This is a genomic window from Pseudoalteromonas sp. S3431, assembly GCF_000690035.1.
Taxonomy (GTDB): Bacteria; Pseudomonadota; Gammaproteobacteria; order Enterobacterales; family Alteromonadaceae; genus Pseudoalteromonas; species Pseudoalteromonas fuliginea.
This window is the reverse complement of the sequence record NZ_JJNY01000062.1, coordinates 42070-63758: the sequence shown is the minus strand read 5'-3', so window position 1 is coordinate 63758 and position 21689 is coordinate 42070. Positions and strand designations below refer to the sequence as shown.

Genomic DNA, 21689 nt, shown 5'->3' with positions numbered 1-21689 from the left:
AAAACATGGGATGGTGATGCTACATAAATCAATCACCGTTTTATTAAACGATTAATCCAAAATGAAATTATCACCACTAAATTTAACTGTATTTATTTTAGTTACTTCAGTTAAATTGGGTATACCATGCTTATATCTTCTAGCACTTAGTGAAGGTTTCCCCCCCAGAATAGCCTTACCTAAAGACAACTCAATCACTATGTCAGCACTAGCTATAGTTTCAGGCCTATGAGCAATAATGATACGTGTTACATCTAGAGTTTTTACGGCTTCATTTACTGAAAATTCTAATTTAGTATCTAGGTTACTAGTTGCTTCATCCATAAATAGTATTTTAGGTTTTCTGTACAAAGCTCTAGCTAATAACAAGCGCTGTATTTGTCCGCCTGATAAAGCTGCACCCATATCACCCACTAGAGTGTTATAACCCATAGTCATTTGTAAAATATCTTTATCAATTGCAGCGATTTCTGCAGCCCATTGAACTTGCTGCATATTTAACTCTGGGTCAAAAAATGATATGTTGTCCGCTATTGAGCCTGATAAAAGTTGGTCGTCTTGCATTACTGCAGCTATTTGTGTTCGATATTGCCCAAGTCCAAATTGTCTTATATCAATACCATCCACCTCAACTCTGCCTTCATCTGGCTCAAACAACCCAAGCATCAGCTTTGCTAATGTGGTTTTTCCGCAACCAGATGGACCGATAATAGCTACAGACTCCCCTGCTTTAATTGATAAATTTAACTTATTAAATATCGGTGCTTCTTTTTTGCTGTATCTATAACTAATGTTTTTCAGCTCAATATTGCCGCTGATTTTTTTACCACTCATTCTGCCTTGAATATTTTGCTCTTTCTCTGTTAGAGAGATATCGGCTAAGCGGTTAAAATGAAGGCTAAGCATTTTAAACTCTATTATTTTCTCAATTAAGCTTGATATTTTATCTACAAACTGAAGCTTATAAGCCATAAAGGCAAACAACATACCGACCGTTAAATCACCTTCCATAACAAGCATGGCTGCAAAATAAATAACTAAAACATTTTCAAGGCCAAAAATAACTTTATTAAACGCTTCGTAGCCTATGTTTAAATGACCTACTCGTATGCCTGAGTTCAAGCTATCTGCATATTTGTTATGCCACACACTTTGTCTTTGCACCTCTCGGCCAAACAATTTTATAGTTTGAATACCTCTCACTGTTTCCATAAAGTTAGATTGCTCTTTAGCTTGGTTAACAATGACCTCTTCTGACATTTGACGAAGTGGGCGATACATTGCAATTCTAAATACCGCATAAATGGCTATTGCAATTAGAACGATAACGCTTAATTTGGGGCTATATAAAAAGATCATAATGAGTGTTGCGATAGCCATAACACCATCTATAACCGCCTCTATTACACCTTTAGTTAATAGCTCCTTTACTTGTTGCAGTGAACCGAACCGAGAGACAACATCACCAATATGTCGCTTTTCAAAATACTGTAGTGGTAATCGGATCAAGTGATGAAATAAATTTGCACCTAGCTGTATACTCATCAAATTACCGAAGTGCAGCAATAAAATACTCCTAACTGCACCGGTTACCATCTCTATTGCCATCAACAGTCCAAAGCCAATAGCTAAAATAGTGAGTAAGTTTTGGTCATAACTTAAAATAACCTCATCAACTACTAGCTGCATGTAATAAGGACTAGCTATTGCAAATGCTTGCAGTAATAGTGATAAAACAAACACTTTACCTAGCGTTGACTTTAAGCCTGTTACCTTGCTCCAGAAATCAGATAACTTTAAATTTACACGTGAATCTTCTGACTTAAACTCTTCTGTTGGGCTCAACTCTAATGCAACACCCGTGAAGTGTTTAGAAAACTCTTCCATTGTGTATTTGCGTTCACCTAAACCCGGATCGTGTATCTCAATTGACTTTTTAGTTATCTTTTTAAGTACTACAAAATGATTCATATCCCAGTGTAAAATGCAGGGAGTTTTGAGCTGCGATAAATGCTCTAAATCTAATCTTAAAGCACGAGAACTCAGCTTTAACTTGTCTGCAATTTGCATTAGCTCTTCAAGATTTGCACCTTTTAAAGAAATTTCGTGCTCTTGGCGTAAGCTTGTTAAGTCTGTTTTGTAACCATAATAAGCGGCAACCATTGCTATACTTGCTAACCCACACTCCGCAGCTTCTGTTTGTAAAATTACCGGGAGACGTTTTGTTCCACTAAATTTTAATAAATGCATTGGGTTTTCCATCATACTGCTCCCTTAATGCTATATATTGGCTCAAATAACCACTCAAAGAGTGAACGACTATCTACCATAATGTCTGCTTCGAGTAACATGCCTGCTTGTAGAGGAACAGAAGCTCCATAAGCTTTTGCATTTTGATTGGTTAACTCTACTACTACTTGATACATTGGCTCTTGAAGCGAAACAGGTAAAGCCGTCTCGTTTGGTAAAAGTATTGATTTAGATACACTTTTTATTACCCCGTCATAAATACCAAAGCGTTGGTATGGAAATGCCTGATAACGAATGCGTGTACCTTGCCCTTTTTGTACAAATCCATAAGCTCTAGTTGGTACAAAAAGAACGGCCTCTAATTTTGTATCTTCTGGTAACACTGCCATTAATGGATAATTTGATTGTGCCATCATCCCTGGCTTAACTAATAAGTTACTAATGCGGCCACTACGCTGACTACGGACATCATAACTACCTTGTGATTCAGCTTGGCTAATCTGCTGATTTATATTCGCTAATTGAGAACGTAGCTGTGATTCAACCTCTTGTTGATTCATCGGCATTTGTATTAATTCAAAACGATACTGACTCAGCAACTCTTTTTGCGTAAGTAAACGCGCTTCTAGATCTTCGGCTTGTTGTTGAATTGCAAAGTAATTATCTTTTACCGTCTCCAAATCAGCGTTAGAAGCAAATTGTCTTTCTATAAGCGATTCGGTATCAGTAACTCTTTTTTTACTCAAAACAACTCGTTTATCTAATAATGCCAGCTGTTTTTGGGCCTGCTCCACTTGAAAAGTCGTGCTCGCTATTTGAGATTCTAATTTTTCAACACTCACTTCAGCTAATAATTTTTGATTTTGTAGATTTTCATTTAAAAACTGCTTTTGCTTAGTTAACTCACTCACAATCACATCATTAATGTCGTTACCTGAAGCCAGTAACCTTTCTATGCGTATCCGTGCTAACAACTGACCTTTTAAGACATTTTCCCCTTCTTCAACAAAAAGTTCGTCAATAACACCGGTTGTTAAAGGGTAGACTTTAGATAACCCTGTTGTTGGCCGTAAATAGCCGGAAACAACTTCTTTTCGGTGGTATTCACCTAATGTAAGATATGTAAAGCCAACGACAACAATTCCTAAAATTAAACCCAGTATCCATGTAAAAGACATATGAGTTGCTATTGTTACTTCTCCATCAAGCTTTTGCCCTTGATGGTCAATGGCTTCTTTTCGGAATAATTTAGGCATTATTTCACCAAAAATTCTGGTAGCTGCGTGCTGCTGTGAATTTTCCATTCACCAAGTTCTTTTACTAACGAGTGTAGATTTACAGATATTTTTTCGACACTTTTACCTCCTATCTCGGCCTGAAAATTCAAGCGATCTATTACAACAAGTAGATCATCTTGTTTTGCAATTACAGAAATATTTTGTAATAGGAACTTAAAGTCAAATTGCTGTCTCAACTTTTCAAACTGCCGCTTTCTTGCAGAAAATAATGGAGACTCCACACTGTAATACTGTTCGAGAGAATCCAAATGACCATCGCAGATTAATGCATAGTAACTACTAAAATATTCATTAAGCGTCATAGTAAACTCCAAATTATTTAACTTTTAAAAGAGGGTTTTTATTGGCGCCCTCTGATTCGATGGAATTTATATTCACAGATAATTATTCATTGAGCAAATGTAAGGATAATTAATAAAGCTATTTTTTTTCAGTTACTTAAGCTGAAAAGTTATTTATAAATAAGCTAGTAATAGTGACTAGGTTTGCTTTGCTAATATAAATAGTCCTTTTAATAACTATTTATATAAAGTAAAAGCAGTGCATTAATTTGAAAAGGTAATTAATATTTAGGTAAGAACATATCTTTTCTGCGACTTTATAACTCACTAAATTTGAAGGGAGCTATTCATCAATTGAGATTTAAGAACTAGCTTTTATCATTTGATAAAAAATCAGACAAAACTGCATGCACAATAAAGCTTACGGTTCGAACTTACTTAGGCCAGAAAGGAAAGTATAATTTATAAAGTTGCTATACTTTTAATCTTTGCTAATTCATAAATTAGTTCACATGTTGCATCGGAGTTTTAACAACTACAAAAAATGAAATTTAAAGTGATTAACTTAATAGCCGTTAAAAAATTAAGTTTTCATATACTTATTTTTGGCTTAAGAAAAGTAACACAGTTGAATCTATTATATTGAGATTACTAAAACTTGGCGGGGCTATTTAACCTTTAGTTAGAGATATCTAGAAAGCACGTGATCAGTTTAAGATAGGCTTAACTATTAAAAATCAGGTGTTAAATAGTAGCAAGAGAATGTTTTTCGAAAGGCTTACGTTCTAAATCTTATATGTATGACTACTAAAGAATCGAATAGTAATAACTAGATATATTGGTGTAGCTGGTTACCGCACATTGTTTTATTAATAAACAAAACTTAAAAATCATCGCCTAGCATTAATTATATGTATTAGCTCTGACATACCAACTTGAAAGAATGAAAGTCTCCTGTTTTGGTAAAAATACTGGATTTTTTAAACCAAAACATATAAGAGGTAACTATCATGCTGCATAATAACAATCCAATAATTAAACACATAGCAATAGCAGAAGAAGGACTTGATGACGTATCAAGAGCCTGTAAAGTGATAGGTATTTCCCGTGATACGTTTTATCGTTATCAGGAATTAGTAGAAGAGAGCGGGATTAATTACTCATAGATAGTTACTACAGAGTACCAAACCTAAAGAACCGTGAGGATATAGAGAATGACAAAGCAGTCACTGATTATGCAGTTGAATACCCAGCTCAAGGCTAAGTCAGATCGAGTAACGAGCTGCGTAAACTAGGCGTATTTTTTTCCGCTAGTGGAGTGCCCCCAATCTGGCTGACCTAAAGCTTTAAAAAATCACAAAAAGACGCTAAAGTAGCGCAGGAAGCAGTTATTCTCACAGGCGAGCAAGTTACTGCCCTTGAAAAGAAAAATGATCAATTGAAACGGCTCCCCCCTGATTACCTTAGTTCACAAGACACCTTTTATGTTGGTAATCTAAAAGAGTTGGGCACATTTACCCATAAACCTTTGTCGATACCCATAATAAAACAGCATTCGCATAGCTCTATTTAGCGAACAATGATATCGATCATATGAATAATTAGACAATGCCATCGGAAGAAGCGAGTAACTGTCAGAGCAAGCCTAAGTTAGTAAAAACTATAATATCGTAGTCTATTTTGCTATATCGAACTCAGAAATAAAAACGCAATCTTGATATTTATAATAAAAAAGCTACACTCAGCTCATCCTTATTGCATTTCTCGCGTATGTAGTTGGTAGCTCAAAGTACCGCCATACTTTGAGCTTTTTTGAGGCCTTACTACTATATAAAAAGCTCCTCTGGTTAAATCTCGCCGCAGCATATAAAATTAAAGCTTACTCTTCACAAACTTGAAACTCTTGAGTGCCACTACTGATATTTTTTAGTGAATCTGTATTGCGGACTTTTATTGATACTAAAATTACCTTTTTATTTACCTTAATAATCTCTAAAGGAAAAGAATATGCTTCCGCACAAAGCAAGGTGCCTCCAACAGGAAGCACATCAAAAAGATAGTTATCTTCTAGCTGTAATATACCGTATACCTCATCACCCTTAACCTTAAACAAAAGCTCACCTTGTGCAAATTTACTTCCCTTTTTAAGTTTAGAGCGGTAAGTAATTTCACCATTTAAAGTGGAGCTAATATTTACTAACTTCCCTGTACCTTCGGCAGAATATGACAATAAAAAGTCACCTTGATTTACAACTCTATCTTGTGTGTTTGAAGAGCGTACAACCTCTCCAACTTCTGTAGAGTAAATATAACCCTCAACTACCGGTGTATTAATATTCAAAACACCATTTAAAGATAGTGCTATGAACGGTAAAAAAATAATCATAATGATGTCTTATTGATTGATCTCTGATGGTCTAGTACCTGGCGGTGTGGTACCAGGTAGCCACGAAGAAGTCCCATGATGACTATCTCCACCATTAATATGAGCCAATTGATCTCGTTCTAACTGTACGGGATGTGTCTTATTTAATTCTTTTAGCTTTTTCTTCTTTATTTTAATGTTCATATAATTCTCTAAATGTTGAGTTACTGGATTAACTAAATATTAAAGAGTTTTAAAGAGTATTAGTAATTATCAATCCTTATTTTATAAAATAACAATAAAACATAAAGCCTTGTTATAATTATATTTTATTATTATTACACTGTGAGAATATTTAAATAACAATTCAATTAAACGAATTACTATTGCATAGAAAGTAATTTAGACAATTAACTTGAGATATTATTTTTCATCCACACTAGTTTCGATAATCCCCTCGAAACATAATTAAAATCTCTGTATGACCTTCGACTGAACATATTGATTGGACTTCCCAGCTTTCACTAGACATCTTTTATTTTGAAATTGAAGTAAGATAGAAAATGTTATGAGAAATAAATATCCCCAAGAATTTAAAGACGAAGCAGTTCGCCAGATTATCATAATGGCTACTCAATTTAAGGGCGTCACCAATCGGTTAGGTATTACTGATAAGTTACTTTATAGCTGGCTAACAAGGCTAATAAAACACCCAGGCAAAATAAAGAAAGGACAGAACTTAAGCGAGAAAAGTAAAGGTACGCTTCATAAAGTCACACCCCTACAAATCGAAGGTTATCTGCATGTATTTTGTATTAAATACTCACAGTAGTAGATCTTATGCTTAGTTAAATGAGTCATAGCCCCCAAAAACGATCGAAGGTAAGGTCTAACCTGCGATGAGTCTGATCAGGCGCGGGTTGATGACATCACGAATATCAAAACCTATGAAGTTAGCTGTACCTCGCTTTGGTGTCGACTTATCTCTCGTAAGGTAATTGACTGGTCAATGTAGCCAATAATGAAGTTTGAAATAATTTTGAAAAAATATTAACTGCGGTTTGGTGCAGAAACCTAAATCAAATGTCATTGTTCATTGTTCATTGTTCATTGTAACCAAGGTGGCCAAGAAACCAGTGATGATTACCAAGCACTTTAAAGGCCATTAATTTCATCAGTAGTGTGGGTCGACGTAGGCACAGCTTAGATAATGTAATTGCAGAAAGTTTCTTCTATTTACCTGAAACTGAACGAGTAAAACAAAAAACATACGACTAAAAATGAAGCAATAGTAGGCTTGTTTGATATATATAGAAGTATTTTACAATCGAGCCCGACTGAACAACCATTTAGGACATCAACCCTCTGAAGAGTATGAAGAATGTATAAATAGGCAAGCTAGGTGTCCTGGATTTAGGAGGGAAGATCAATATTAGTAATTTTTAGAACTCGATAGCAAATATGACCGACCTCGAAGCTAAGCTTTTTTTATAACTTCTTAATAGTATTTCAATAAAACTAGGAGACCTATTAAGTTCGCTTTAAAGCGCCTTTCGACCAAGCTTCTTGTTAATCTGAGCTCTATTCTATTCAGGTATGGTCCAAATTGGAGGAGTTTTAAGGTCGTTTACTTTGGCTTTTAGACCACCCAAGCCCTTATCTGAATGCCGCTTTGCACCACTTAAGTTCGTTTAGTATACCTTAAACTAAAAAACCTACACCTTTAGTATCCTCATATTACTTAACTCTAGTAGCCGTTGTTTAATAATAAACCCATAACACATGATGATTGATTTGAGTCTTTGGCTGACTATAAACATGGGCTTTAATAAACGGGCAGCTATGAGTATAAAAACAGTTAATTTTTCACAAGCTTTACAAGTTCATTTTTTTCAATATCTAACATATCCATTAACAACCCTGTTTCAGTGGCCTCAATTCTAGATATTAAAGTTTTTGAATTATCTACCTCATAAATGACCTCTTTGGTGATATTACCCAAATCCTCAAAGTTATATCTTTTCACATTAACTCCATCCGAGTAATAAAGACTATTATTAATAAGACTTAATGATTGCTTATAAAAAATTTTTCCAACATCATCAACTAATTCTTTAATGCCATTAGACGTATCGAACAAAAACAGCTTATCAACATTAGATAAAAAAACGAATTTAGTTGATGACAATTGATCAAACCAAACTGCATCACTAATCGGCAATAAAATACTTTTAGATAAATTTCTACTATATATATACGATAATTTCTTATTTTCAATTTCATCATTAAGTATGTAACCTATATTAGACTCATCCAAATAGTCTACATAATGAAGCTCACCTTTAATTTCTATGATTTTTTCAATAGAAAAGCTACTGTAATTTAAAATATGAACTTGTGAATTTTTTACCCCTAACATTTCATCATTAACATTACTGTTTCTTTTAACCTTTTTATAATCAGAACTTAGAGGCTTAGAACGAATAAGCTCCCCACTAAAACTTACTTCTTCAACAGAATTTTGTTTATTAGAAGAATTATTCCTTTTTAGATAAGTTACACTTTCACCTATATAACTTGAAGATATATTATATCTTCCTGAGTTAGATAGTTGAGTTTTATCTTCACCTGTAAAATCTAAATAATAGACATTATTATAGTAGGGGTAAGTCAGTGCAATCACTTCTGAATTTGAAATTGGCGATGTCATTGAGTAAGAGCTAGCGCCTTTAACATGAATCTTCTTTATAAATCTTTTTGACGATAAGGAAAATTCATATATAACATTTTCCTTATGGCCATACCAAAGAATGGAGTTTTTGAAAACATCATAATTAACACTCCATATTCTACCTTTATGCGTTAATAATTTAACCTGATTTCTACCTTCTAAGTCTGTCATAAAAAGCTCAGTAGAATTATTACTCTTTAGTCTTCCAAATATAATGAGATTTTTACTTTTTATATAATACAAAAATTTATCACCAAAAGAGTTTAAACTTGGTGATGTTATTTGAAATTCATCTCCGGTTTTTAAGTTTCTATTAACAATAGCTGATAGCTCACTTTTTTTGCGATAGCCATATTTTGAATAAATAAATGCACTATCATCTATGATAGTTCCTAACGCATATCGCATCTGGCAATCAAATAAATACTTACTCTCACGACTAAGGTTTACATCTACCTCCCAGAACTTACAATTGTCTTTATTTTCAGATTTGTAAATTAACTTAGCAGCAGAGCTATTCCAGCCAACTGGATAAAGATTGTTGTCTGTACTAGTGATTTTTTTTTCTTTACCTGAGTCTAGACTTTTAATTAATAAAGAAGAATATTGACTTCCAGCTTGAGTAAATGCGATTGCAGCATGTTGATTATCTGGCGATAAAATAAACTCGCTATATATACCTTCCATCCATGAAAGTGTTTCTTCATTGAAGTTTTTATCTACTGTATTAACTTCTTCAACTTTAATTTTACTAGCTAAACTAGAATAAATATAAAAACCAAAACCCATAATAAAGACAGCTATCGCGTAAATTAAAAGCGCTGTCTTTTTTTTCGTCGTTCTTTGTACAGTCTGATTTGAAGTTAGTTCTAAATTTTTTTCTTCATAATAAATAACTTCCGGCTCTAAAAAAAAGCTATACCCTTTTCTATAATGTGTTTTTACCACTAGGCCGCGTTGTATATCTGACTTCAGTACTTTTCTAAGTTCTGACATTGCTCGATTAATTGCATTATCATCAACATAGTGTTGACACCAAACATCATCAATTAAGTCTTGACGGGTAATGATCTCGTCTTTGTTAATAATCAAATAAGAAAGTATTTTAAAAAGAAGAGGTTCTAGTTCTCTTTCAACTTCACCATCAGAAATTATTTGAAGTTTTGGATTAAGGCTCCACGCACCGAACTTTACTTCTTTAACACTACGGGGAAAATTTACTTCTTTCATAATTGTTATAACCCAACATCCATATCACAACTTGAGAATAAAAATGTTTAAACTGTTTCAAATGCGAAAACATTAACGAGAGGTTAACAGCTATGTAAAGTAATGTCATCTGAACAGGCACAAAAAAGCCCACTTAAAGTGGGCTTTTTACAAACCGGATAGGCTTACTTGTGACGTAATTGCTGAATTACGCGTAACTGAGCAACTGCTTCTGCCAGTCGCGTAGCCGCTTGTTGATAATCAAACTCAACAGCTGACGAATTCGCCATATGTTCTTCAGCTTCACGTTTAGCTTTTTGTACAGAATCTTCATCTAAATCTTCACCACGAACCGCAGTATCTGCAAGAATCGTGATGTGATTTGGTTGAACTTCTAATGTACCGCCAGCAACATATATCACATCTTCGTGACCAAATTGCTTAACTAAACGTACCATACCAGGTTTAAGGGCAGTTAGTAATGGAGCATGGCCTAGGTTTACACCCAGCTCGCCTTCACTACCAGATACTTGAATCGATTCAACAAGACCAGAGAACAAACTCTGCTCAGCGCTTACTACGTCAAGATGTACAGTCATAGCTGTCATACTACCCTCCTAGTTACATGCCTTTGGCTTTTTCTTGAGCTTCTTCGATAGAGCCAACCATGTAGAACGCTTGCTCTGGCATATCATCAAATTCACCGTTTAAGATGCCTTTAAAGCCAGCAATTGTATCTTTTAGTGATACGTATTTACCAGACGCGCCTGTAAACACCTCTGCCACGAAGAATGGCTGAGATAGGAAACGTTGGATTTTACGTGCACGAGATACAAGTTGCTTATCTTCGTCAGAAAGCTCGTCCATACCTAGGATTGCAATGATGTCTTTAAGTTCTTTATAACGCTGAAGAACTGTTTGAACGCCACGTGCTGTATCGTAGTGCTCTTGACCAATTACTTGTGGGTCAAGTTGACGTGAAGATGAATCAAGTGGGTCTACCGCTGGGTAGATACCAAGTGATGCGATATCACGTGAAAGTACTACTGTTGCGTCTAAGTGAGCAAAGGTAGTTGCTGGAGATGGATCTGTTAAATCATCCGCAGGTACGTATACCGCTTGGATTGATGTAATTGAACCAGTCTTAGTTGAAGCGATACGCTCTTGAAGCACACCCATTTCTTCAGCAAGTGTAGGCTGGTAACCTACCGCTGATGGCATACGACCAAGAAGTGCAGATACTTCTGTACCAGCAAGTGTATAACGGTAGATATTATCTACGAAGAAAAGTACATCGCGACCTTCATCACGGAACTTTTCAGCCATAGTAAGACCAGTTAACGCTACGCGTAAACGGTTACCTGGAGGCTCGTTCATCTGACCGTATACAAGCGATACTTTATCAAGTACGTTTGAATCGTTCATCTCATGGTAGAAATCGTTACCCTCACGTGTACGCTCACCAACACCTGCGAATACTGAGTAGCCGCTGTGCTCGATTGCGATGTTACGGATAAGTTCCATCATGTTTACAGTTTTACCAACACCGGCACCACCGAATAAACCAACTTTACCACCTTTAGCAAACGGACATACAAGGTCGATAACCTTGATACCAGTTTCTAAAAGCTCAACTGAACTTGATTGCTCTTCGTATGAAGGCGCTGCACGGTGAATAGACATACGGTCTTCTTCGCCGATTGGACCCGCTTCATCGATTGGCTCACCAAGTACGTTCATGATACGACCAAGTGTTGCTTTACCAACTGGAACTTGAATCGATTCACCTGTATTCATAACTAAAGCACTACGACGTAAACCATCAGTAGTACCCATAGCGATAGTACGCACTACACCGCCACCTAGCTGTTGTTGAACTTCTAAAGTCAAACCAGCTAAATCGCCATCTGTTACTCTTAGTGCGTGGTATACCGCTGGCACGCTATCTTGTGGAAATTCAATATCCACAACGGCGCCGATAATTTGGACGACCTTACCTAAACTCATGTCTATTCCTCTCGTTAATCTTTACCCGAAGCATTAAACTGCTGCTGAGCCAGAACAAATCTCACTAATTTCTTGTGTGATTGCTGCTTGGCGAGCCTTGTTATAAACAAGCTGTAGCTCGTCCATAAGGTCACCTGCGTTATCAGTTGCAGCTTTCATTGCAACCATACGAGCAGCCTGTTCTGAGGCAGCATTTTCTACCACACCTTGGTATGCTTGAGACTCAATAAAGCGTACTAACAAAGACTCTAAAATAGCCTCTGGGTTTGGCTCGTATAAGTAATCCCATGTGTGAGCAGATACTTCTTCTTCAGCTTTTGGCAAAGGGAGTAACTGATCTATAATTGGCTCTTGCTTCATGGTATTAACGAATTTGTTATATACCAAGAATAAACGGTCTATTTTGCCTTCAGAAAATGCATCAAGCATAACTTTTACAGGACCAATAACGTCTTGTACTGAAGGTTTATCTCCTAGGCCCGCTTTTTTAGCGAGTAGTTGACCACCAAAACGTTGAAAGAAGCCAGCTGCCTTACTACCTAAAGTAGCAAATTCAGCATCAACACCTTTCTCTTTCCACGCTTTAACATCAAGTGCAACTTTCTTAAACTCGTTTGAGTTTAGACCGCCACACAGACCACGGTCTGTAGAGATAACAATATAACCAACTCGTTTTACTTCACGATCTTTTAAGAACGGGTGAGTAAAATCAAGATTTGCTTGAGCAACACGACCAATTACTTCACGTAATTTATTAGCGTATGGACGGCTTGAAGCAACGCGTTCTTGCGCCCTTTTCATTTTAGACGCAGCAACCATTTCCATTGCGCTAGTGATCTTTTGAGTGTTTTTAATACTCCCGATCTTGCTTTTAATCTCTTTTCCGCTGGCCATGACTCTCTCTCCGAATCAAGGTGTGCTTTAGTTTCCTAAAGCGCACCATTAATAACTAAATTACCAAGTTTGCGTAGACTTGAACTTCGTAAGAAGTTCTTTAAGCTGCGCTTCGATCTCGGCATTCAAGTTACCAGTTTCATTGATTTGAGCCACAAGCTCTGCGTATGTGCTAGTTGCATAAGAAAGTAAAGCTGCTTCAAAGTCACCGATTTTCGCGATTTCGATGTCTTGAAGGAAGCCTTTTTCAGCGGCAAATAACGACAAAGACATTTCAGCAACAGACATTGGCGCGTACTGTTTCTGCTTCATTAGCTCTGTTACACGCTCACCATGCTCAAGTTGAGCACGAGTAGCATCATCAAGGTCAGACGCGAACTGCGAGAACGCAGCTAATTCACGGTACTGAGCTAGGGCTAGACGGATACCGCCACCTAGTTTCTTAACGATTTTAGTTTGTGCAGCACCACCAACACGCGATACCGAGATACCAGCATTTACTGCCGGACGGATACCTGAGTTGAATAAGTCAGTTTCTAAGAAGATCTGACCATCGGTGATAGAGATAACGTTAGTCGGTACGAACGCAGAAACGTCGCCGCCTTGAGTTTCAATGATTGGCAATGCCGTCAATGAACCAGTTTTACCTTTCACTTCACCATTAGTGAACTTTTCAACGTAATCTGCGTTTACACGCGATGCACGCTCTAAAAGACGAGAGTGAAGGTAGAATACGTCACCAGGGTATGCTTCACGGCCTGGTGGACGCTTAAGTAGCAATGAAATTTGACGGTAAGCAACTGCTTGCTTAGACAAATCATCATATACGATTAATGCGTTTTCACCACGGTCACGGAAGTATTCACCCATAGTACAGCCCGCGAACGGTGCTAAGTACTGAAGTGCCGCAGATTCAGAAGCAGATGCAACAACTACGATAGTATTTGCTAGTGCACCATGCTCTTCTAATTTACGAACTACGTTTGCAATAGTAGATGCTTTTTGACCAATCGCAACGTACACACACTTAACGCCTGTGTCTTTTTGATTGATGATTGCATCGATTGCTAGTGCAGTTTTACCTGTTTGACGGTCACCGATGATAAGTTCACGTTGACCACGACCAACTGGAATCATCGCATCGATAGATTTATAACCAGTTTGAACTGGCTCATCTACTGATTTACGCTCGATTACACCTGGTGCAATTTTTTCTACAGGTTCAAACCCGTCGTTATCTAAAGCGCCTTTACCATCGATTGGAGCACCTAGTGTGTTTACAACACGACCAAGTAGACCAGGACCAACAGGAACTTCTAAAATACGACCAGTTGTATATACTTTTACGCCTTCAGTAAGGTCAGCGTACGGACCCATTACTACTGCACCAATTGAGTCGCGCTCAAGGTTTAGTGCGATAGCATAACGGCTGCCAGGAAGCTCAATCATTTCACCTTGCATACAGTCAGCAAGACCGTGGATGCGGATGATACCGTCAGTAACAGATACAATAGTACCTTCGTTACGAGCTTCACTTACAACTTCGAACTTCTCAATACGTTGTTTGATCAGATCTGAAATTTCAGTGGAATTAAGTTGCATGCTCTTTTTCCCAATTACGATTGTAGTGTTGTAGCTAAGCGGCTTAATTTACCGCGAATAGTACCGTCGATTACAGTGTCGCCAGACCTAATAATAAGCCCACCAACCACTGACGCGTCTTCACTACAATTCAGCTTAACTTTGCGTGCGAAACGTTTTTCAAGTGCCGCTACCAATGACTCTTGTTGCGCAGCAACAAGAGGAGTTGCAGAAATCACATCTACTTCGATTTCTTTATCGTATTGTGCTTTAAATTCAGCAAATAACTGTGCAACTTCAGGTAGAGCTGTCAAACGTCCATTTTCAGCCATCACCTTAACTAGGTTCTGACCTTGTTCGTTGAGCTGCTCAGCACAAAGTTGAATAAATAATTCAGCTTGTGCAGTAGCTGTAGGCATACCTGCTAAAGCAGATGATGCTTGTTCATTGCTGGCTACGTGGCCTGCAAAGAACAACATATCATTCCAGCTTTCTAGAGTGCCTTTCTCAACGGCAAGTTCAAAAGCCGCTTTAGCGTATGGGCGAGCGATAGTAGTCAAATTAGACATGCTCATACCCTCCTAATTACAGCTCAGCGACAAGTTTTTCAACGATGTCACTATGTGCGGCTTGATTAATTTCACGCTCTAAAATACGTTCTGCACCAATCACTGCCAGAGTTGCTACTTGCTTACGTAGCTCTTCTGTTATGCGATTACGTTCAGATTCAACTTCAGAGTGCCCTTGAGCAATGATACTTTCACGCTCTTGCTGACCACGAAGTGTTTCTTCGTCAACAATTAGCACTGCACGCTTTTTAGCTTGATCAATGATATCAGCCGCTTGAGCTTTTGCATCTTTAAGCTGTTCAGCAGCTTTCTTTTGCGCAAGTTCTAAGTCTTTTTCGGCTCTATCAGAGGCAGCTAAACCATCTTCGATTTTTTTCTGGCGAGCTTCAATTGCACCGTTTAGTGGTGGCCATACGTATTTCATACAAAATAATACGAACACCGTAAACGCAATCAATTCACCGATAAGAGTGGCGTTTAAATTCACAACCGCTCCTCCTTAAATAGTAAGCTGTTCAAAAAATAAAATTAAAGTACGAACAACAATACCATAGCGATACCAACACCAATCATTGCTACAGCATCGATTAGACCAGCAAGAATAAACATCTTAACTTGTAGCGATGGTGCAAGCTCAGGTTGACGCGCACATGCTTCAAGGAATTTACCGCCCATGTTACCAAAGCCGATTGCTGTGCCGATTGCACCAAAGCCGATTAGTAAAGCTACTGCGATATACTTAAGACCTAATACTAGTTCCATTTTTTTCTCCAAAGTTTCAATTGTAAATTAAAGTTAAATATTAAAGGTTATAAAAATTAGTGATTATCTGAGCTTGCCATACTTAGGTATACGATTGTTAGCATCATAAATACGAATGCTTGCAATACAATTACTAAGATGTGGAATACAGCCCAAACAAAATGCAATGGTAATTGCATAAATCCGATAGCGCCGATCAAGATGAAAATCAATTCACCTGCATATAAGTTACCAAACAAACGTAGCGCTAATGAAAACGGTTTAGAAACCAGCGCAATCAGTTCAAGTAATAAGTTAAACGGGATTAAAAGGATTTGTAGTGCAGTATTATTTGAACTAAACGGGTGAAGTGTTAGTTCTTTAATAAAACCACCGATGCCTTTTATTTTAATTGAGTAGCCTATCATTAAAATAAATACGCCAAGCGCTAGCGCCGCAGTCATATTAATGTCAGTCGTTGGTACAATTTTCATGTACACATCGTGTGAATCCATACCAAACGCAGTTTCACCAACAAAACCAGCTAATGCAGGTAAAAAGTCAACCGGTATTAAATCCATTAAGTTCATTAAAAATATCCAAACGAATATTGTTAATGCTAATGGTGCAATAAGCTTGCTTTTACCATGGAAAGTATCACGTACGTTGTCACCAACAAACTCTACTACCATTTCAATGAAACATTGAAATTTTCCAGGTACACCTAGTGTTGATTTTTTAGCGGCACTACGAAAGATCCATAAAAATATAAGACCTAAACCGATAGACCATGCGAGGGTATCTATATGCCATGTCCAGAATCCACTGTCCGTACATGCTTTATTGAAGGCGAGACCTGTATCGGTCGAGCACATCTTAGCATTGGTCAAATGGTGCTGGATATGGCCAGATAGAGTAACTTCTTCTGCTGCCATGTTATATCCCAAAAGTTAATGTTTAAAAAAAACGGGTGCGAACAATCCAGTAAAGAGCGCCAGTATATAAGTACTAAAAAAGGGTAATAAAATTACCGGAAAATGCTTCAGTACTAGCGCAAACAATACAATTGTTAGCATAAATTTTAATCCGTTGCCGCGTTTCAACGAGGCATACGCTTGATTTGCTCGACTTGCACCCATATACCTAAATGCATAAAGTGCAAATACAAAGTGCGGAAGTACTGCGACAAATCCACCAGCGAGTGATGAAAGCGAAGCATTGGCTCCCGAACTAAAAAAAATAATTACAGCAGCAACTAATGCTACAACACCCTGAAGGCAAATTAACTTTAATACGGCAAGTCTATATGGACTCGCTAACTTATCAGTCACGTTTAGTTAACCTTTATTGCGTTCTAATTGTTAGGGTGTGAAAACTGGCGAAATTATACTTAATCCTGCCAGTTTTGCAACTTGAGTAGACGGTTTGTAACACGAAATAGCTACAAATGTCTCTTTTTAGACATGTAGAAAACTAATGGTGGGTATTGTCTTGATTAATGCGATTTAAAATGCCGTCAAGTTCGTCCAAATTAGTATAAGAAATAACAAGCTTACCTTTGCCTTTTTTATTGTAATTTATTTCAACTTTGGCACCTAGGTTTTCAGCAAGTTGTTGTTCTAATTGCTTAACATCTGGATCTTTTTCGGTTATTTCTTTAGCTGGCACTGGTTCTAAAATTGAGCGAACTAATTTTTCGGTTTCTCGAACTGTTAGTGCTTTAGCGACAGCTAAACGAGCAGCATCTGACTGCGCTTCGCCTTCAAGGGCTAACAGGCAACGCGCATGGCCCATTTCAATATCGCCATGCTCTAACAAAATCTTCACATCGTTATTTAAGTTATTTAAACGCAGTAAGTTAGTTACAGTCGTACGTGATTTACCTACCGCATCAGCTACTTGTTGATGTGTTAATTCAAATTCTATTAGTAAACGATTAAGTGCAACCGCTTCTTCCATGGCATTTAAATCTTCACGCTGAATATTTTCTATCAGTGCAATCGCAACGGCAGCTTCATCGGGTACATCTTTAATAATACAAGGTACTGTTTCAAGCTTAGCTATTTGCGCTGCGCGCCAACGACGCTCACCGGCGATAATTTCAAAGCTATTATGTGCAATAGGGCGCACAACAATAGGTTGAATAATACCTTGTGAGCGAATAGAACTAGCAAGCTCTTCTAGCGCCTCTTCAGACATGTCTTTACGAGGTTGGTATTTACCAGAGTGTAAAAACTCTATTGGAAGTTTTTGTAATTCACTGTTATTTGGCCCAGCTGCATTTTTTACAGCTTCAGTCACGTTTGATGTGTCTTGTTCCTTGCTTGCGCTCGGTGCAGGCTTTGACGAACTTAAAAGTGCATCGAGTCCTCGGCCTAAACCTCGTTTTTTAGCAGACATGTTATTTTTTTACCTCAAAGTTAGGCGACAACGGACGCTGTTTTTTCTTTTCTGCGTAACATTTCACCAGCGAGTGCTAAATACGCTTTAGCGCCACTTGATGCCCGGTCATAATACATAGCTGGAGCACCAAAACTAGGTGCTTCGGCTAAGCGAACATTACGTGGGATCACCGTACGGTATACTTTATCGCCAAAATGTTGTTTTAATTGTTCTGATACATCATTTGCCAAACGGTTACGCGGGTCATACATAGTACGAAGTATGCCTTCAATTTGTAAGCTCGGATTCACTAATCTAGCAAGCTGCGTAATCGTATCCATTAATGCGGTTAACCCTTCAAGTGCATAATACTCACACTGCATTGGTACCAAAATAGAATCAGCCGCAGCCATAGCATTAACAGTTAACATATTTAAAGAAGGCGGACAGTCTATAAAAATAAATTCGTACTGGTCCTGAATTTTTTCAAGCGCGTTACGTAAACGCACCTCACGGGCAAATAATTCCATGAGTTTAACTTCTGCAGCGGTTACATCACCGTTTGCAGCAATCATATGGTATTCGCCAGACGTTTCTTTGATGATAACGTCTTCTATAGGTTTATCTTCAATAAGTAAGTCGTAAATAGTTGGCACATCGCCGTACTTATCTACGCCACTCCCCATAGTCGCATTACCTTGCGGATCGAGATCAATTAACAGCACTTTACGTTTCGTTGCAGCCATAGATGCAGCGAGATTAACAGCGGTTGTAGTTTTACCCACTCCACCTTTTTGATTTGCTAATGCGATGACTTTTGCCACAGTGTCTCTGATCCCTAGTCTTTAGAAAGAATAATTAAATGTCGTTGTGCATCTAACTTAGGCACTTCTAATGCAATTTTTTGCTCAAACTTGACGCCTGCAGGTAATGACTCTAGCTCTTCGCTAGGGAACACGCCTTTAAGTGCTATAAATTTGCCCGAATGATCAATTAAGTGCGAACACCAGTCAACCATATCTTGTAATGAAGCAAATGCGCGACTAAGTACGCCGTCTAATTTAACACTTGGTTGATATTCTTCAACTCTAGACTGCACAGGGGTTACATTATCAAGACCTAGTTCATGTTTAACATGCATTAAAAATCGCACACGTTTACCTAAACTATCTAATAGCACAAAATGTGTATTTGGTAATGCAATTGCCAACACGATACCCGGTAAGCCAGGCCCTGTACCTACATCAATATAATGATGTCCGGGTAAATGAGGCGCAACAACTAAACTGTCCATAATATGCTTAATCATCATTTCTTCAGGTAAACGTACTGAAGTTAAGTTATAAGCTTTATTCCACTTATTTAATAACTCAACGTAACGGACTAGCTGTTGCTGTTGTTTTTCTGTTAGCGCAATATCAGTTTGCGCTAACAATGTAGTTAATTGTTGCTGTAACACTATGTACCCTTATCGTTACGCAGATTTGCGTAATAAGCCTTGCTTCTTCAGATACACCAATAATAGCGAAATCGCCGCAGGGGTGATACCAGAAATACGCGATGCTTGACCAATAGTGTCAGGACGTGACTCAATAAGCTTAGCAACTACCTCATTTGATAAACCAGATACGGTTTTGTAATCAAACTCTTTTGGTAAAATTGTTTGCTCATGACGAAGCTGCTTATTGATTTCATCTTGTTGGCGCGCAATATAACCTGCGTACTTAGTATGGATCTCAACTTGCTCGAGTGCTGCTTTATTTGTGAATTCAGATCCCAATCCGTCAATAGCCATCAGATCGTTGTAACGTATCTCCGGACGGCGAAGTAATTCTTCCAAGCTTGCTTCACGCGTAAGCGGGGTTTTAAGTAATGCGTTTACTTGATCTACAACGGCATGATCTTTGTGGATCCATGTATCTTTAATGCGTTGTTTCTCTTTTTCGATTACTTCCATTTTTTCGTTAAATGCCTGCCAGCGTTCGTCATTAACTAAACCAAGCTCACGGCCTTTTTCTGTTAAACGAATATCAGCATTATCTTCACGAAGTAATAAACGATATTCAGCACGGCTGGTAAACATACGGTAGGGTTCTTTTGTACCCAGTGTTGCTAAGTCGTCGATTAATACACCAACATAAGCTTCATCACGACGTGGTGTCCAAGAATCTTTGCCTTGCACTTTTAGCGCAGCATTCATACCTGCAATTAAGCCTTGTGCACCTGCTTCTTCATAGCCGGTAGTACCGTTAATTTGACCCGCGAAAAATAAGCCTTCAATAAATTTAGTTTCTAAAGACTGTTTTAAATCACGTGGATCAAAGTAGTCATATTCTATTGCATAGCCAGGTCGACAAATATGTGCATTTTCAAAACCAGAAATAGATTGCACAATCTCAAGTTGTACATCAAACGGTAAACTAGTCGAAATACCATTTGGATATAATTCGTATGATGTTAAACCTTCAGGCTCAACAAATATTTGATGTTTATCTTTATCTGCAAAACGAACAATTTTATCTTCAATTGAAGGGCAGTAGCGAGGACCAATACCTTCAATAACACCTGAGTACATAGGTGAGCGATGTAGGTTTTTACGAATAACATCATGTGTTTTTTCATTTGTGTAAGTGATGTAACACGGTATCTGTTGCGGGTGTTCTGATTGTTTACCCATAAACGAAAACACAGGTGTTGGTGTATCACCAGGCTGTGCTTCCATTTTTGTAAAATCAACAGTACGTGCATCAATACGTGGCGGTGTACCTGTTTTTAAACGATCAACTCTAAATGGATGTTCACGTAAGCGATCAGCTAAAGCAATTGAAGGAGGATCGCCTGCACGGCCGCCTTTGTAATTTTCTAACCCTATATGGATCAAGCCACCTAAAAAAGTACCCACGGTTAAAACAACACTTGGTGCACTAAAACGCAAACCCATTTGAGTTACTACGCCAGTAACACGATCGTTTTCAACAATAAGATCATCACACGATTGTTGAAAAATTTTAAGATTATCTTGATTTTGCAATGTTGTTTGAATAGCCGCTTTGTACAAGGCGCGATCTGCTTGTGCTCGAGTTGCACGAACAGCAGGTCCTTTTGAAGAATTTAGTGTACGAAATTGGATCCCGCCTTTATCAATGGCCTGTGCCATTGCACCACCAAGCGCGTCAATTTCTTTTACCAAATGACCTTTGCCTATCCCACCAATTGCCGGGTTACAAGACATTTGACCAAGGGTATCCATATTGTGAGTCAGTAGCAGGGTATTCATCCCCATACGGGCAGCTGCTAATGCGGCTTCAGTGCCAGCATGTCCACCACCTACTACGATAACGTCAAAATTTTCGTGAAAAATCATTAATGGGATCCTACTTA

The 21689-nt window shown here is 37.8% G+C and carries 20 protein-coding genes and 1 pseudogene; 2 read left to right on the top strand and 19 right to left on the bottom strand.

Translation table 11 applies throughout. The features are described 5' to 3' along the window. Nucleotides 1-51 precede the first annotated feature (51 nt). Genes DO88_RS04420 through DO88_RS04430 form a run of 3 tightly spaced genes read right to left on the bottom strand, consistent with a single transcriptional unit; the run spans nucleotide 52 to nucleotide 3850 of the window. On the bottom strand, nucleotides 52-2262 hold the full coding sequence (locus DO88_RS04420) for a peptidase domain-containing ABC transporter (protein ID WP_232224822.1): 2211 nt from the start codon (nucleotides 2260-2262) through the stop codon (nucleotides 52-54). Continuing rightward, a complete protein-coding gene (locus DO88_RS04425) occupies nucleotides 2262-3554 on the bottom strand; it encodes an HlyD family secretion protein (protein WP_232224821.1) in 1293 nt (430 codons plus the stop codon). The genes DO88_RS04420 and DO88_RS04425 overlap by 1 nt, the downstream gene beginning before the upstream one ends. Beyond that, entirely contained in the window at nucleotides 3506-3850 is a 345-nt protein-coding gene (locus DO88_RS04430; protein ID WP_033040356.1) for a hypothetical protein, read from the bottom strand. Before DO88_RS04430 ends, DO88_RS04425 begins: the two co-directional genes overlap by 49 nt. Before the next feature lie 989 nt (nucleotides 3851-4839). On the opposite strand from DO88_RS04430, the pseudogene DO88_RS19145 reads away from it, so the two are divergent. Continuing rightward, nucleotides 4840-5389: pseudogene (locus DO88_RS19145) on the top strand (helix-turn-helix domain-containing protein); the annotation flags it as partial. A 319-nt stretch (nucleotides 5390-5708) separates the two neighbouring features. Here the strand turns inward: DO88_RS19145 and DO88_RS04435 are convergent. After that, entirely contained in the window at nucleotides 5709-6215 is a 507-nt protein-coding gene (locus DO88_RS04435) for a hypothetical protein (RefSeq protein WP_033040354.1), read from the bottom strand. A 9-nt stretch (nucleotides 6216-6224) separates the two neighbouring features. Further along, a complete protein-coding gene (locus DO88_RS18960; protein WP_198022412.1) occupies nucleotides 6225-6398 on the bottom strand; it encodes a hypothetical protein in 174 nt (57 codons plus the stop codon). 364 nt (nucleotides 6399-6762) lie between these two features. Between DO88_RS18960 and DO88_RS04440 the strand changes: the two genes are divergently transcribed. Then, on the top strand, nucleotides 6763-7026 hold the full coding sequence (locus DO88_RS04440; protein ID WP_033040352.1) for a transposase: 264 nt from the start codon (nucleotides 6763-6765) through the stop codon (nucleotides 7024-7026). A gap of 1026 nt (nucleotides 7027-8052) precedes the next feature. Here the strand turns inward: DO88_RS04440 and DO88_RS04445 are convergent. The 14 genes from DO88_RS04445 to mnmG form a co-directional block, all read right to left on the bottom strand. Next, nucleotides 8053-10155 carry a winged helix-turn-helix domain-containing protein gene (locus DO88_RS04445; RefSeq protein ID WP_033040349.1) on the bottom strand — a complete coding sequence of 701 codons (2103 nt, stop codon included), beginning with the start codon at nucleotides 10153-10155 and terminating at the stop codon, nucleotides 8053-8055. 164 nt (nucleotides 10156-10319) lie between these two features. Next, nucleotides 10320-10742, bottom strand: a complete 423-nt coding sequence (locus tag DO88_RS04450) for a F0F1 ATP synthase subunit epsilon (protein WP_007377666.1) — start codon at nucleotides 10740-10742, stop codon at nucleotides 10320-10322. 13 nt (nucleotides 10743-10755) lie between these two features. Beyond that, nucleotides 10756-12141 (bottom strand): F0F1 ATP synthase subunit beta, encoded by a 1386-nt coding sequence (atpD, locus tag DO88_RS04455; protein ID WP_007377665.1) that lies wholly within the window; start codon nucleotides 12139-12141, stop codon nucleotides 10756-10758. 33 nt (nucleotides 12142-12174) lie between these two features. Further along, nucleotides 12175-13035, bottom strand: a complete 861-nt coding sequence (gene atpG, locus DO88_RS04460; protein WP_033031118.1) for a F0F1 ATP synthase subunit gamma — start codon at nucleotides 13033-13035, stop codon at nucleotides 12175-12177. Between the two features lie 60 nt (nucleotides 13036-13095). Beyond that, entirely contained in the window at nucleotides 13096-14637 is a 1542-nt protein-coding gene (gene atpA / locus DO88_RS04465; RefSeq protein WP_004335270.1) for a F0F1 ATP synthase subunit alpha, read from the bottom strand. A 14-nt stretch (nucleotides 14638-14651) separates the two neighbouring features. Continuing rightward, a complete protein-coding gene (gene atpH / locus DO88_RS04470; RefSeq protein WP_007377663.1) occupies nucleotides 14652-15185 on the bottom strand; it encodes a F0F1 ATP synthase subunit delta in 534 nt (177 codons plus the stop codon). 16 nt (nucleotides 15186-15201) lie between these two features. Next, nucleotides 15202-15672 (bottom strand): F0F1 ATP synthase subunit B, encoded by a 471-nt coding sequence (gene atpF / locus DO88_RS04475; protein ID WP_004335264.1) that lies wholly within the window; start codon nucleotides 15670-15672, stop codon nucleotides 15202-15204. Between the two features lie 41 nt (nucleotides 15673-15713). Next, nucleotides 15714-15947 (bottom strand): F0F1 ATP synthase subunit C, encoded by a 234-nt coding sequence (gene atpE, locus DO88_RS04480; protein ID WP_004335261.1) that lies wholly within the window; start codon nucleotides 15945-15947, stop codon nucleotides 15714-15716. A 56-nt stretch (nucleotides 15948-16003) separates the two neighbouring features. Beyond that, nucleotides 16004-16861, bottom strand: a complete 858-nt coding sequence (atpB, locus tag DO88_RS04485; RefSeq protein WP_024597178.1) for a F0F1 ATP synthase subunit A — start codon at nucleotides 16859-16861, stop codon at nucleotides 16004-16006. 15 nt (nucleotides 16862-16876) lie between these two features. After that, nucleotides 16877-17257 (bottom strand): ATP synthase subunit I, encoded by a 381-nt coding sequence (locus tag DO88_RS04490; protein WP_007377661.1) that lies wholly within the window; start codon nucleotides 17255-17257, stop codon nucleotides 16877-16879. A 142-nt stretch (nucleotides 17258-17399) separates the two neighbouring features. Beyond that, entirely contained in the window at nucleotides 17400-18326 is a 927-nt protein-coding gene (locus tag DO88_RS04495) for a ParB/RepB/Spo0J family partition protein (RefSeq protein ID WP_007377660.1), read from the bottom strand. 20 nt (nucleotides 18327-18346) lie between these two features. Next, the gene (locus tag DO88_RS04500) at nucleotides 18347-19132 is read right to left on the bottom strand and encodes a ParA family protein (RefSeq protein WP_007377659.1); all 786 of its coding nucleotides are present in this window, start codon (nucleotides 19130-19132) and stop codon (nucleotides 18347-18349) included. A 14-nt stretch (nucleotides 19133-19146) separates the two neighbouring features. Then, entirely contained in the window at nucleotides 19147-19767 is a 621-nt protein-coding gene (gene rsmG, locus DO88_RS04505; protein ID WP_007377658.1) for a 16S rRNA (guanine(527)-N(7))-methyltransferase RsmG, read from the bottom strand. A gap of 15 nt (nucleotides 19768-19782) precedes the next feature. Continuing rightward, on the bottom strand, nucleotides 19783-21672 hold the full coding sequence (gene mnmG / locus DO88_RS04510) for a tRNA uridine-5-carboxymethylaminomethyl(34) synthesis enzyme MnmG (protein WP_033040346.1): 1890 nt from the start codon (nucleotides 21670-21672) through the stop codon (nucleotides 19783-19785). Between the last annotated feature and the right edge of the window lie 17 nt (nucleotides 21673-21689).

What these genes read in the sequence shown, in the direction of transcription:
- atpA (WP_004335270.1), bottom strand. Translation starts at nt 14,637, where the DNA reads ATGCAACTTAATTCCACTGAAATTTCAGATCTGATCAAACAACGTATT.
- mnmG (WP_033040346.1), bottom strand. Translation starts at nt 21,672, where the DNA reads ATGATTTTTCACGAAAATTTTGACGTTATCGTAGTAGGTGGTGGACAT.
- DO88_RS04495 (WP_007377660.1), bottom strand. Translation starts at nt 18,326, where the DNA reads ATGTCTGCTAAAAAACGAGGTTTAGGCCGAGGACTCGATGCACTTTTA.
- atpE (WP_004335261.1), bottom strand. Translation starts at nt 15,947, where the DNA reads ATGGAACTAGTATTAGGTCTTAAGTATATCGCAGTAGCTTTACTAATC.
- atpG (WP_033031118.1), bottom strand. Translation starts at nt 13,035, where the DNA reads ATGGCCAGCGGAAAAGAGATTAAAAGCAAGATCGGGAGTATTAAAAAC.
- atpD (WP_007377665.1), bottom strand. Translation starts at nt 12,141, where the DNA reads ATGAGTTTAGGTAAGGTCGTCCAAATTATCGGCGCCGTTGTGGATATT.
- DO88_RS18960 (WP_198022412.1), bottom strand. Translation starts at nt 6,398, where the DNA reads ATGAACATTAAAATAAAGAAGAAAAAGCTAAAAGAATTAAATAAGACA.
- DO88_RS04450 (WP_007377666.1), bottom strand. Translation starts at nt 10,742, where the DNA reads ATGACAGCTATGACTGTACATCTTGACGTAGTAAGCGCTGAGCAGAGT.
- DO88_RS04445 (WP_033040349.1), bottom strand. Translation starts at nt 10,155, where the DNA reads ATGAAAGAAGTAAATTTTCCCCGTAGTGTTAAAGAAGTAAAGTTCGGT.
- DO88_RS04435 (WP_033040354.1), bottom strand. Translation starts at nt 6,215, where the DNA reads ATGATTATTTTTTTACCGTTCATAGCACTATCTTTAAATGGTGTTTTG.
- atpB (WP_024597178.1), bottom strand. Translation starts at nt 16,861, where the DNA reads ATGGCAGCAGAAGAAGTTACTCTATCTGGCCATATCCAGCACCATTTG.
- DO88_RS04430 (WP_033040356.1), bottom strand. Translation starts at nt 3,850, where the DNA reads ATGACGCTTAATGAATATTTTAGTAGTTACTATGCATTAATCTGCGAT.
- DO88_RS04420 (WP_232224822.1), bottom strand. Translation starts at nt 2,262, where the DNA reads ATGGAAAACCCAATGCATTTATTAAAATTTAGTGGAACAAAACGTCTC.
- atpH (WP_007377663.1), bottom strand. Translation starts at nt 15,185, where the DNA reads ATGTCTAATTTGACTACTATCGCTCGCCCATACGCTAAAGCGGCTTTT.
- DO88_RS04425 (WP_232224821.1), bottom strand. Translation starts at nt 3,554, where the DNA reads ATGGAAAATTCACAGCAGCACGCAGCTACCAGAATTTTTGGTGAAATA.
- DO88_RS04440 (WP_033040352.1), top strand. Translation starts at nt 6,763, where the DNA reads ATGAGAAATAAATATCCCCAAGAATTTAAAGACGAAGCAGTTCGCCAG.